Raw genomic sequence first — 12,657 nt, forward strand, 5'->3', positions numbered from 1 at the left:
CGGCGCGCTTTATGCGCACTCGTGCACCATCATGGCTAACAGCGAAAATGCTCGATATCCTGTCCCGCGTGCTTATAGCGCAACAGCCAGGCCGGCATGTCGCCCTCGCCATTCCACGTATTTCCGTATGCGTCGCGGTACTTGGGTAGTTTTTCGCTTTCGGCAATAGACGCTTCAAGCTCTTCGAACGTAATGCCGTACTCTTCCATGCGGCGTCGAATCCACACGATGAGCCGTTCGCGCGCCTCTCCATCGAGGTCGAACATCGATTAATTCCTCTCGCTTCATCTGGGGCAAGGCACCGATTCAACAATCGGCAAAGAATCGTCTTCCCTGAAAAGACAAAGGCTTCGCGAACAGACTGCGAAGCCTTGCTGCACTGATGAGGTGGCCTGGGGGTGGGCCCGCGACCGGTTCGGAGGGGATCTGCAGTCCGCTGCTCCGCTCTCAGGTGACGCCGCTACGGGTGAGCGAACGTTTGCTGCAAGCGGAACCCATGATACCTTGCGCGCGCGGCACAGATCAAGCGGTTTCAAGGCGGAGCGGGCCTCCGAGGCCCGCTCCGTTCTTTAGCGCGACTCCGCCGCGCCCGTTGCGCGCCGCTGTGGTGCAGGCGTTTCGGCGACGTTCGCGTCGCCCTTGCCGCGCGCCAGCACCGGCGCGAGCGCGGCGCCGGTATGACTCGCCCGCACCTTCGCGAGCGCTTCGGGATCGGCGGCGGCGACGATGGTGCCGCCGCCCACGCCGCCTTCGGGGCCGAGGTCGATGATCCAGTCGGCTTCCGCGATCACGTCGAGGTCGTGCTCGATCACGACGACGCTATGCCCCGCATCGGCGAGCCGGTGCAACACGCTGATAAGGCGCGCCACGTCGGCCATGTGCAGGCCCACCGTGGGTTCGTCGAGCACATAGAGCGTGTGCGGCGCCTTCTGCCCGCGCCGCGTGATGTCGTCGCGCACCTTGGAAAGCTCGGTCACGAGCTTGATGCGCTGCGCCTCGCCGCCCGAGAGCGTGGGCGAAGGCTGGCCGAGCGTGAGGTAGCCGAGACCCACGTCCTTCATGAGTTGCAGCGGGTGCGAAATGCTCGTGATCGAGCCGAAGAACTCCACTGCCTCGTCGATTTCCATCGTCAGCACTTCGCCGATGTTCCGGCCGCGCCACGTCACCGCGAGCGTTTCCGGATTGAAGCGCTGGCCGTGGCACACGTCGCACGGCACCTTCACGTCGGGCAGAAAGCTCATGCCGATGGTGCGCACGCCCTGGCCTTCGCACGCGGGGCAGCGTCCGTCGCCGGTATTGAACGAGAAACGCGACGCGCTATAGCCGCGGGCGCGCGCCTCCAGCGTATCGGCGAACAGGCGGCGGATCGCGTCCCACACGCCGATATAGGTCGCCGGGCACGAGCGCGGCGTTTTTCCGATCGGCGTCTGGTCGACCTCGAGCACGCGGTCGATGCTTTCCCATCCGCTAATCGAATCGCAGCCCTGCCATGTATGCGAAACCTCGAGCCTGGGCCTGACGCTCGTACGCGCGAGCACGCTCGACCGGCGCTCCGACGCGCTCGGCGCTTTCTCCTTCACCGCCTTGCGCGCGCGGCGCTCGGCGGGCGAAGACAGCACCGAACGCCCCACGGCGTCGAGCAGATTGGAAAGCAGCACGTCGCGCGCGAGCGTGGACTTGCCGGAACCGCTCACGCCCGTAATCGCCACGAGACGGCCCAGCGGAATCTGCGCGGTGACGTTGCGCAGATTGTGCAGCTTGCCGCCATGCACGGTGAGCCATTGTCCCGGCACCGCCTCGCGAGCGGCGCGCGCGGGACGCACTTCGCGACGCGGCTGCAGCGGATGCTGGATCGGCTGCGCGAGATAGCGGCCCGTGAGCGAATCGGCCTGCGCCGCGAGATCGGCCACACTGCCCTGCGCGACCACGCGGCCGCCGCGTTTGCCCGCGCTCGGACCGATGTCGATGATGTGATCTGCGCGGCGGATCGTATCTTCGTCGTGCTCGACCACGACGAGCGTGTTGCCCTTCTCGCCGAGGTTGCGCAGCGCGTTCAGCAGAATCTGGTTGTCGCGCGGATGCAGACCGATGGTCGGCTCGTCGAGCACGTAGCACACGCCCTGCAAATTGCTGCCCAGTTGCGCGGCGAGACGAATGCGCTGCGCCTCGCCACCCGAAAGACTCGGCGCGGCGCGATCGAGGCTCAGGTAGCCGAGCCCCACTTCCTCCAGGAACTGCAAGCGGCTACGGATTTCGCTCACCACGTCGCGCGCGATTTGCGCATTGCGGCCGTTAAGCTTCAACGCGTCGATCCAGCGGCGCGTGTCCGCTACGGTCCACTGCGCGACATCGGTGATGGCCTGCGCGTCGAATGTCACGGCGCGCGCCACCGGATTAAGACGCGTGCCGCCGCAATCGTGGCATGGTTCGTCGACCATGCCGTCGGGCTCCTGCTCTTCCGAGGGCAACGTCTGCTCGCGGCCCCGGCCGTCTTCGGCGACGATGGTGTCGTCGTAGGCGGCGCGCTGCTCGCGCGTGAGCGCGAGGCCCGTGCCCACGCAGGTCGTGCACCAGCCGTGCTTGCTGTTGTACGAGAACATGCGCGGATCGAGTTCGGGATAGCTCGTGCCGCACACCGGGCACGCGCGCCGCGTGGACAACACCTTCACCTCGCCGATGCTCGCCGTCGTGCCGCCATTGCCAATCGCATGATCGAGACCGTCGAGCGGCGCGAGCAGGTGCACGATGCCCTTGCCCGCTTCGAGCGTGGTGGCGAGCATCGCGCGCAATTGCGCCTCGTTTTCAGGCTCGATCACGAGGTCGCCCACGGGCAGTTCGATTGTGTGTTCGCGGAAACGGTCGAGCTTGGGCCACGGCGCGACCGGCACGAATTCGCCGTCCACCCGCAGATGCGTATTGCCGCGCCCCTTCGCCCACTTCGCGAGATCGGTGTACACGCCCTTGCGATTGACGACGAGCGGCGCGAGCAAACCGACATGCTGGCCGCGATGTTCGCGCAACAGTTGCGCGACGATCGCATCGACGCTTTGCGACGTCACGGGCGTACCGTCATGCACGCAATGCTGCACACCGAGCTTCACGTAAAGCAGACGCAGGAAGTGCCACACTTCCGAAGTCGTGGCCACGGTACTCTTGCGGCCGCCGCGCGAGAGGCGCTGCTCGATCGCGACGGTCGGCGGAATGCCGTACACGGCATCGACTTCGGGGCGGCCCGCGGGCTGCACGATCGAACGCGCATACGCATTGAGCGATTCGAGGTAGCGCCGCTGGCCTTCGTGAAAGAGGATGTCGAACGCGAGCGTGGACTTGCCCGAGCCCGACACGCCCGTAATGACGTTGAAGCGGCCATGCGGAATATCGACGTCGAGCGCCTTGAGGTTGTGCTCGCGCGCGTTCACGATGCGCACGACATCTTCGCCCTGCACTTCGCGGCGCGCCTGCGCGGCGCGCAACGCCGTTTGCAGCGCCACGCCTTCTTCTTCCGCAAGCAGTTCGACGCCGCTGCCAAGCGCGGCTTCATAGCGTTCGAGCGCCGCGCCGGTATGCGAGCGCGGGCACGCGATCGCGTCTTCGGGGGTGCCGACGCACACCACTTCGCCGCCCGCGTCGCCGCCTTCGGGGCCGAGATCGATGAGCCAGTCGGCGGCGCGGATCACGTCGAGGTTATGCTCGATCACGAGCAGCGAATGACCGCCCGCGAGCAGCTTGCCGAACGCGCGCATGAGCTTGGCGATGTCGTCGAAATGCAGGCCCGTGGTCGGCTCGTCGAACATGAAGAGGCGGCCGCCCGCATCCTTGCCGCGCGACTGCGCCGTTTCCGCGAGATAGCCCGCGAGCTTCAGGCGCTGCGCCTCGCCGCCCGAGAGCGTCGGCACGGGCTGGCCGAGCTTCACGTATTCGAGGCCCACGTCCACGATAGGCTGGAGCACGCGCAATACTTCGGCATCCTCAGCGAAACATTGCACCGCTTCGCTCACCGTAAGGTCGAGCACGTCGGCCACCGAAAGCGTGCGGCCGGCGCGCTCGATCTTCACTTCGAGCACTTCCGGGCGATAACGGCTGCCGTCGCAATCGGGGCAGCGCAGGTACACGTCGCTCAGGAACTGCATTTCGATGTGCTCGAAACCCGAGCCGCCGCAAGTCGGGCAGCGGCCTTCGCCCGAGTTGAAGCTGAACATGCCCGCCGTATAGCCCCGCTGCTTCGCGAGCGTCGCCTTGGCGAACAGCTTGCGGATTTCGTCGAACGCGCCGACATAGCTGGCCGGATTCGAGCGCGCCGTCTTGCCGATCGGCGACTGGTCGACGAATACGGCGTCGCGGATCTGCTCCGCGCCGCTCAGCTTGCGGAACGTGCCCGGCGCTTCGGTGGCCTTGCCCAGATGCCGCGCGAGCGCGGGATACAGCACGTCCTGCACGAGCGTCGATTTGCCCGAGCCCGACACGCCCGTCACGCACACGAGGCGTTGCAACGGGATCTGCACGGTCACATCGCGCAGGTTGTGCTCGCTAGCGCCTTCGAGCAAAAGGTGCGGCGTGGACGCATCGACGGGGCGCCGTTCCCAGTGCGAGGCGTCGGCCACGGCGCGGTGGCCGCCCAGGTACTCGCCCGTCAGCGTGCCCGCGGAGCGGATATCGTTCGGCGTACCGTCGTAGACGATCGTGCCGCCGCGCTCGCCGGGGCCCGGCCCCATGTCGATGAGGCGGTCGGCCGCGAGCATCACGGAAGGATCGTGCTCGACCACGACGAGCGTATTGCCCGCGTCGCGCAGCCGCTGCATCGCTTCGACAATGCGGTTGAGGTCGCGCGGATGCAGGCCGATGCTCGGCTCGTCGAGCACGAACAGCGTTTTCGTGAGCGAGGTGCCGAGCGCCGTTGTCAGGTTGATACGTTGCACTTCGCCGCCCGAAAGCGTGCGGCTCTGGCGGTCGAGCGTGAGATAACCGAGGCCCACGTCGCAGAGATACTTCAGGCGCGTGCGCACTTCCTCGAGCAGCAGCTTGAGCGCGTCGTCGAGTAATGATGAGGATAGCGAAAGATTGTCGAAGAAGCGGCGAATGCGCTCGATCGGCAGCAGCATCACGTCGTGGACGGTGAGGCCCGGCAGCGCTTCGAGTTGCGCGCGCGTCCAGTCCACGCCGTGCGGCAGAAAGCGGCCCGATGGCGCGAGCACGTCGTCCGCGTTCTGCTGCGTGCCGAGACGCCACTGCAGCGCCTCGGTTTTCAGGCGCGCGCCGCCGCAAGTTTCGCACGGCGTGTAGCTGCGGTACTTCGACAGCAGCACGCGAATGTGCATTTTGTACGCCTTCGACTCCAGATACTGGAAGAAGCGCTTCACACCGTACCACTGGGTTTGCCAGCTCCCCTTCCAGTCCGGCGCGCCATTGACGACCCAATCGCGCTGCGCCTGCGTAAGCTCCGACCATGCGGTATCGCGCGGAATGCCGGCTTTTGCGGCATAGCGCATCAGGTCGTCCTGGCATTCCTTCCATGCCGGCGTTTGCAGCGGCTTGATCGCGCCGCCGCGCAGCGTCTTGCGCTCGTCGGGAATCACGAGGCCCCAATCCACGCCGATCACGCGGCCAAAACCCCGGCAAGCGTCGCACGCGCCATAGGCCGAGTTGAACGAGAACAGCGCGGGCTGCGGGTCGGCATAACGCAGATCGCTGTCCGGGCAATGCAGGCCGGTCGAGAAGCGCCAGATCTGCGGCTCGGCCTGTTCATCGGCGTCGCTGGGCGGCAGCACGTAGATGTTTACGCGCCCGCTGCCGCGCTTGAGCGAGGCTTCGATGGCCTCGATCGCGCGGCTCTTTTCCACGTTTTGCATGCGGAAACGGTCGGCGACCACGTCGAGCAGCTTGCGCGTGCCTTCAGCGGTCCTGACCTCGCGCTGCGCCTGCACGCGCGTATAGCCGCTCGCGGAGAGCCACTGCGCGACTTCTTCCTCGGTGGTCGTATCCGGCAGTTCGACCGGAAACGTGACCACGAGGCGCGGATCGCCCATGGCCGTGCGTGCCATCAGTTCGGCGTAAATCGTTTCGGGCGTGTCGTGCCGCACGGGCTGCGCCGTGACGCGGTCGAACAGATTCGCGGCGCGCGCGTAGAGCAGCTTCAGGTGGTCGTTCAACTCGGTCATCGTGCCGACCGTGGAGCGCGAACTGCGCACCGGGTTGGTCTGGTCGATGGCGATGGCGGGCGGCACGCCGTCCACGCGATCGACCTGCGGCCGGTCCATGCGGTCGAGGAACTGGCGCGCGTAGGCGCTGAACGTTTCGACGTAACGGCGCTGGCCTTCGGCGTAAAGCGTGTCGAAAACGAGGCTCGACTTGCCCGAGCCCGAAGGCCCGGTGACGACCGTCATTTCGCCGGTGTGCAGGTCGAGGTCGAGGTTCTTGAGGTTGTGCTGGCGGGCACCACGGATACGGATGGATCGGTTTTCGCTCACTTGCGCTGGCATTCCGGCTGGATCACACGCATGGGGCCGGGCGGCGCGCGAATGGGGGCAGATGCGCGGCGAGGCCCGGGTGTCAGCCTAGGATTCTACTGTATATTTATACAGCACGCTGGATGGCCATCTGGCCGATTGTCCATCGCCGGATGCGCCATATTTACGCGCCAGACCGCCCCGCGTTTGCGGCCACGCGCCACATCCCGTCGTACGCCGCCTCGACGCCACGGGCGAAAAGCCCGCCATCCATGAGCGGCGAGCCCGCCATGCGCTCGCGCAGCGTCGCGCGCAGATGCGCGAGGCGCGGCAGGTCGTTCGCGAGACTCACCGCTGTTTCCACGAAGGCGTCGTCGGAATCGGCGGCCAGATCGGGAAGGCCGAGATTCGCCAACTGGCTCAAGCCCGCGCGCCCCGCCACCGTCGGCCCGATGCGCGTGACGACAGGCACGCCCATCCACAGCGCGTCGAGCGACGTGGTATGGCCGTTGTACGGCAACGTGTCGAGCCCGAGATCGATCCCGTGATAACTGCGCAGATAATCCGCGCGCGGCCTGAACGGCAGGAAGCGCACGCGCGCTGGGTCGATGCCGGCCCGCGCGAGCCGCTGCGCAAGCCGGCGCCGCGCGTCGCCTTCGGCGACCATGAGCAGGAGGCGCGCTGCGGGCAAACGGGCGAACACGCGCGCCCACAGATTCAGCGTCGTATTCGTGAGCTTGCACGGGTTATTCAGGCTGCCGAACGTGACATGACCGGCGCTCGATGCCGGCAGCGCATTCACTTCGGGCTCCGAAGCAAGCGCGTCATAACACCAGAACGTGTGGGGCAAGCGCCACGACTTTTCGCTGTAGTGGCTGTCGTGCGCAGGCGGATCGAGCCAGGGATCGGTGAGCCGCCAGTCCATTGCATCGATCCCCGTCGTGCCCGGATACGCGAGCCAGGCGACCTGCACCGGCGCAGGCTTGCGCGCGAACAGCAAAGGCCGGCCATCGGACATATGCATCGTGAGATCGACGAGGATATCGATGCCGTCCGCGCGAATCCGGTCCGCCAGCGCCGCGTCGCTCAACGTGCGCACGTCGTGCCACTTGTCGACGTGCGCCGCGAGACGCGCGGTCGTCGCATCGGGCCGCACCACGCTCGAATACGCGTGAATTTCGAAGCGCGTCCGGTCGTGGTGCGCGAACAGCGGCGTCATGAACAATGCCTGGCAATGCTCACGAAAATCGGCCGATACGTGGCCGATACGCAATCGCCTGCCCTGCGCCGGCTCGAACTGCGCGCGCGTGCGTTCGGCATGAAATGGCGCTTCGTGCTGCGCGGACCAGCGTTTCGCCTCGCCCAGAATCATCTGCGGATCTTCGGACTGAAACGACAACGCATAGAGAAGATTGCTGTGCGCGATGAGGTTGCCGGGCTCGCTCGCCACGGCGCGTCGAAAGCATTCGATGCCTTCGTCCAGGTCCCCGCTGTCCTTGAGCACGTTGCCGAGATTGTTGAGCGTAGCCGAGCGCGACGGATCGAGGTCGAGGGCCTGGCGCAACAGCGCCTGCGCCTCGTCGAGACTGCCGCGCGTGCGCATCAGATTCGCGGCGTTGTTGTACGCATCGACGAAATCCGGCCGTACGCGCATGGCCGTTTCGTAGGCCTCCTGGGCGGCCCGGTGTTCGCCGAGATCGCGACAGACATTCCCCAGGTTGTTGGCCGCTTCCGCATGCGCCGGATCGAGCGCGAGCGCGCGGCGATATTGCGCTTCGGCCTCGCGCAGGCGGCCGCATGCCTGAAGCGCGACGCCATAGTTATAGGCTCCATGCGCGAGGTGAGGTTCGATGGCCGCCGCGCGTTCGAGCAAGCGCAACGCTTCGTCCAGACGCGCCAGACGCGTCAGCAGCACGCCGAGATTGATCATCGCGACGGCGGTGTCCGGTGCGGCGGCCAATGCGGCACGCAAACTGTCGAGCGCTTCCTCGTCCAGCCCCGCTTCCTGCAGCAGCGAGCCGAGGTTCGTTAGCACGTCGGCATCGCCCGGCTGCAAGGCGAGCGCGCGACGATACGCCGCCTGAGCCTCGCCGGAATCGCCCAGCAGACGCAGGCAGTTGCCGAGGTTGTTCCAGGCGTCGGCCCGGGTCGCCTCGCGCGCAAGCGCCGCTTGCCACGCCTGGGTCGCTTCCGCCAGCGCGCCCTGCGCCTGCAACGCCGAAGCAAGCCCGCACCAGAGATCGGCGGATGAGGCATCGTCCGCCAGCAGGCCGCGATAGATTTGCGCCGCCTCGGCATGACGCGCGGCCATGGCATACGCCTGCCCCAATGCTTCGCGGTAGCGTCGCTGACCGGGTTCGACCCCGAGTGCGCGCTGCAACCACCCGGTCGCATCGGCGGGCGCGCCTTCCTGCAAGCCGATCACGCCGAGGCGAAACATCGCACCCGCATGCGTTGCGTCGATTGCGAGCAGTTGCGTGTACAACTCACGCGCGCGCGGCAGGTCGCCCGCGAAATGGCTCTCGCTGGCGCGCTCGTAGAGGGACTGGTTCTGCATCGGGCTCAGTGGATTCGTGCAACGGAGGGGTTATCAAACCTTATCCAACCATATTAACGGCAGTTCTTTCGAAAACTTCTCTCCCGCTATATCACCAGATATTGAGCAAGTTCATCGCACGCGACACCCCTTTCCTTCAGACTCGAAAGCTGGTCCGGCGCACGGCGACACCACGATGCGCAACGCATCCGGCCGCGCGCCGCCACTGTGTTTCGACAGGAGCCCGACGATGAACAAGACGATGCAAGCCGCCGTAGTGCGCGCATTTGGCAAGCCCCTCGTGCTGGAGGAAGTGGCTGTGCCCACTCCTGGGCCCGGCGAACTGCTCGTGAAAATCGAAGCGTGCGGCGTGTGCCACACGGACCTGCACGCCGCGCACGGCGACTGGCCCGTGAAGCCGCAGCCGCCGTTCATTCCCGGTCATGAGGGCGTGGGTTATGTCGTGGGTGTGGGCGCGGGCGTCACGCACGTCAAGGAGGGCGATCGCGTAGGCATTCCGTGGCTCTACTCGGCCTGCGGTCATTGCGAACATTGCCTCGGCGGTTGGGAAACGCTTTGCGAGCAGCAGCAGAACACCGGTTATTCGGTCAACGGCGGCTTTGCTCAATACGCGAAAGCCGACGCGAACTACGTCGGTCTGCTGCCGAAAAATATCGACTTTATCGAAATTGCACCCGTACTCTGCGCGGGCGTGACGGTCTACAAGGGCCTGAAAGTCACGGACGCGCGCCCGGGCAACTGGGTCGTGATTTCCGGCGTGGGCGGCCTCGGCCACATGGCCGTGCAATACGCGCGCGCAATGGGCCTGAACGTCGCCGCCGTCGACGTGGACGACGCGAAACTCGAACTGGCGAAACGTCTGGGCGCGGCCGTGACGGTCAATGCGAAAACCACCGATCCCGCCGCGTATCTCAAGAAGGAAATTGGCGGCGCGCACGGCGTGCTCGTCACCGCGGTCTCGCCGATTGCGTTTTCGCAGGCGCTCGGCATGGTGCGCCGGGGCGGCACCGTGTCGCTCAACGGCCTGCCGCCCGGCGACTTTCCGCTGCCGATCTTCGACATGGTGCTGGGCGGCGTGACGGTGCGCGGCTCGATTGTCGGCACACGTCTGGACCTCGAGGAATCGCTGATGTTCGCGCAGGAAGGCAAGGTCAAGGCGACCGTGTCTACCGACAAGCTGGAGAACATCAACGACGTGTTCGCGCGCATGGAGCGCGGTGCGATCGAGGGCCGCGTCGTGCTCGATATGGCGGGCTAGTCGTGCGCGGCGGCGCAACGAAAACGCGCCGGACGCCGCTGCTAAGCGATGTCCGGCGCGTTGATCGCAAATACTCGGCTCAGTCACCAGGCTCAGTCAGCGACGTCCACGCCTGTCAGCAGTCTCACCTCGGGCGGTTCCGTCACCCACGCAGCGATCTTCGCGCGATACGCCACGAAGTGCGCGCTTTCGCGATGCGCCTGGACCGCCGCTTCGTCGACATACATTTCGTAGAGGGAAAAGCCCGGTGCGCCATCGGCGCGGCGCAGCAGGTCGTAGCGCAGGTTGCCCGGCTCCTTGCGCGTATGAGAAACCATGTCGCGCATGAGCGCTTCCACTTCGGCGACATGTTCGGGCTTGGGCGTAATACTCGCGAATAGATAGACGGTCATCGGAATTTCCTTGTCGTCAACGGTTTTACTGTCTGTGAGGCGAGGCGAATTTCAGCCGACCTTGTAGCGCTCGAGCCAGTGCGCGTACGGCGCGGGCAACGTCCACGCCGCGCGCTCGACGCCTAGTTCTTTCGCCGCGAAGTACGGCCAGTGCGGATTCGCGAGATGCGCGCGCCCGACCATCACGAGATCGAGCTGCTCCTTCGCCACCGTGCCCTCGGCCAGTTCCGGCGTGCCGATGCCCCATGCCGACGACACCGGCAGGCCGGTTGCGCGACGTACCTTTTGCGCGAGCGGCGCGAGGAAGGCGGGCGCCCACGGAATCTGCGCGGCGGGCGTCGAAAAACCGACGCTCACGCCCAGCATGTCGATCCCATCGCGCTTGAAACACCTGGCCAGTTCGATGGATTCGGCGAGCGTTTCCTCGTCGCGGCCATCGTACTCGATCACGCCGAAGCGCGCCGTCAGCGGCAGATGTTCCGGCCAGACCTTGCGCACCGCGGCCAGCGTTTCCAGCAGGAAACGGCTGCGGTTTTCGAGGCTGCCGCCATACGCGTCGTCGCGCTGGTTCGAATGCGTCGAGAAAAAGCTCTGCCCGAGATAGCCATGCGCAAAATGCAGTTCGAGCCACTCGAAACCGGCTTCGAGCGCGCGTTTCGCAGCGGCCACGAAGTCCTCGCGCACGCGCGCGATGTCGTCGAGCGTCATCGCTTTCGGCACCTTCGGCAGGTGCGCCCCGAACGCGGTGGCCGAGGGCGCGATGGTCGGCCAGCCGCGCGCGTCGCCCTCGGCGATGTGGTCGTCGCCTTCCCAGGGGCGGTTCGCGCTCGCCTTGCGGCCCGCGTGGGCAATCTGGATGCCGGGCACGGCGCCCGCCCCCTTGATCGAGGCGGCGATGGGCTTGAACGCCTCCATCTGCGCGTCGTTCCACAGGCCCGTACAGGCCGGCGTGATGCGGCCTTCGGGCGAAACCGCCGTGGCCTCGACGATCAAAAGGCCCGCGCCGCCGCGCGCGATCTGCGCATAGTGAACGCGGTGCCAATCGTTGACCATGCCGTCGACAGCCATGTACTGGCACATCGGCGGCACGGCGATGCGGTTACGCAGGGACACGCCCTTGAGCTTGAACGGTTCGAACAATGCTGACATCTACAACTCCTTTCCTGGCACAGGTCACGCATCGCGCGGCGCCTGCGCCGGTTGGCAAAAACAGGATTTCCTTTCGGCAACGCACACCCGGACACGCGCTGCGAGTGCGGCTCGCAGCGTGGCCGAAAGGAAATGGAGAAAAGGGAACGCGCTCAGGAACGGCGAAGCGCCGCGAGCAAAGCCTCGGCAACCGGTTCGGACGAAGCCGGATTCTGGCCTGTGATGAGCAGGCCGTCGGTGGCAACGTGCGGCTGCCAGTCAGCGGCCTTCGAATACTGGCCGCCGGCTGCCTTCAGCATGTCCTCGACGAGGAACGGAACGACGTCGGTCAGTTGCACAGCCGCTTCTTCGTCATTGGAAAAACCGGTGACCGACTTGCCGGCCACGAGCGGCTTGCCATCCGCGGCCTTCACGTGACGCAGCACGCCCGGCGCGTGGCACACGGCAGCCACAGGCTTGCCCGCGGCGATGGTCTTTTCGATCAGCGCGATCGACACAGGATCCTCGGCGAGATCCCAGAGCGGGCCGTGGCCGCCAGGGTAGAACACGGCGTCGAAGGCGTTCGCGTCGATATCGGCGAGACGTTTCGTATTGGCAAGTGCCGTTTGCGCGTCGGTATCGGATGCGAAACGGCGCGTCGCATCGGTTTGCGCCGAGGGATCGCTGCTCTTCGGGTCGAGCGGCGGCTGGCCGCCCTTGGGCGACGCGAGCGTAAGCTCGGCGCCGGCGTCGCGCAGCGCGTAATAAGGCGCGGCAAATTCCTCGAGCCAGAAACCCGTTTTCTTGCCTGTGTTGCCGAGGTCCTCGTGGGAGGTCAAAACGATCAGTACCTTCATCGGCGTTCCTTTATTCGTGAGG

Annotated in this window: 7 protein-coding genes; 1 reads left to right on the plus strand and 6 read right to left on the minus strand. The window is 66.0% G+C overall.

The genetic code is table 11. The features are described 5' to 3' along the window. Positions 1–35: 35 nt before the first annotated feature. The 3 genes from U5768_RS15300 to U5768_RS15310 form a co-directional block, all read right to left on the minus strand. Entirely contained in the window at positions 36–266 is a 231-nt protein-coding gene (locus U5768_RS15300) for an H-NS histone family protein (protein ID WP_069267441.1), read from the minus strand. Positions 267–569: 303 nt separating this feature from the next. Next, positions 570–6,476 carry an excinuclease ABC subunit UvrA gene (gene uvrA / locus U5768_RS15305; RefSeq protein ID WP_415913910.1) on the minus strand — a complete coding sequence of 1,969 codons (5,907 nt, stop codon included), beginning with the start codon at positions 6,474–6,476 and terminating at the stop codon, positions 570–572. A gap of 151 nt (positions 6,477–6,627) precedes the next feature. Further along, on the minus strand, positions 6,628–9,000 hold the full coding sequence (locus U5768_RS15310; protein WP_322031253.1) for a tetratricopeptide repeat protein: 2,373 nt from the start codon (positions 8,998–9,000) through the stop codon (positions 6,628–6,630). Positions 9,001–9,229: 229 nt separating this feature from the next. On the opposite strand from U5768_RS15310, the gene adhP reads away from it, so the two are divergent. Then, positions 9,230–10,258 carry an alcohol dehydrogenase AdhP gene (adhP, locus tag U5768_RS15315; protein ID WP_322031254.1) on the plus strand — a complete coding sequence of 343 codons (1,029 nt, stop codon included), beginning with the start codon at positions 9,230–9,232 and terminating at the stop codon, positions 10,256–10,258. 92 nt (positions 10,259–10,350) lie between these two features. On the opposite strand, the gene U5768_RS15320 is transcribed toward adhP, so the two are convergent. The 3 genes from U5768_RS15320 to U5768_RS15330 all read right to left on the minus strand — a co-directional run bounded on the left by U5768_RS15320 (position 10,351) and on the right by U5768_RS15330 (position 12,635). Next, positions 10,351–10,650, minus strand: a complete 300-nt coding sequence (locus U5768_RS15320) for a putative quinol monooxygenase (protein WP_322031255.1) — start codon at positions 10,648–10,650, stop codon at positions 10,351–10,353. A gap of 51 nt (positions 10,651–10,701) precedes the next feature. Beyond that, positions 10,702–11,799 carry an NADH:flavin oxidoreductase/NADH oxidase gene (locus tag U5768_RS15325; RefSeq protein ID WP_322031256.1) on the minus strand — a complete coding sequence of 366 codons (1,098 nt, stop codon included), beginning with the start codon at positions 11,797–11,799 and terminating at the stop codon, positions 10,702–10,704. A 152-nt stretch (positions 11,800–11,951) separates the two neighbouring features. Then, the gene (locus U5768_RS15330) at positions 11,952–12,635 is read right to left on the minus strand and encodes a type 1 glutamine amidotransferase domain-containing protein (RefSeq protein ID WP_322031257.1); all 684 of its coding nucleotides are present in this window, start codon (positions 12,633–12,635) and stop codon (positions 11,952–11,954) included. Positions 12,636–12,657 lie beyond the last annotated feature (22 nt).

Origin of the sequence: Paraburkholderia sp. J76 (assembly GCF_905220295.1) — a bacterium.
Taxonomy (GTDB): Bacteria; Pseudomonadota; Gammaproteobacteria; order Burkholderiales; family Burkholderiaceae; genus Paraburkholderia.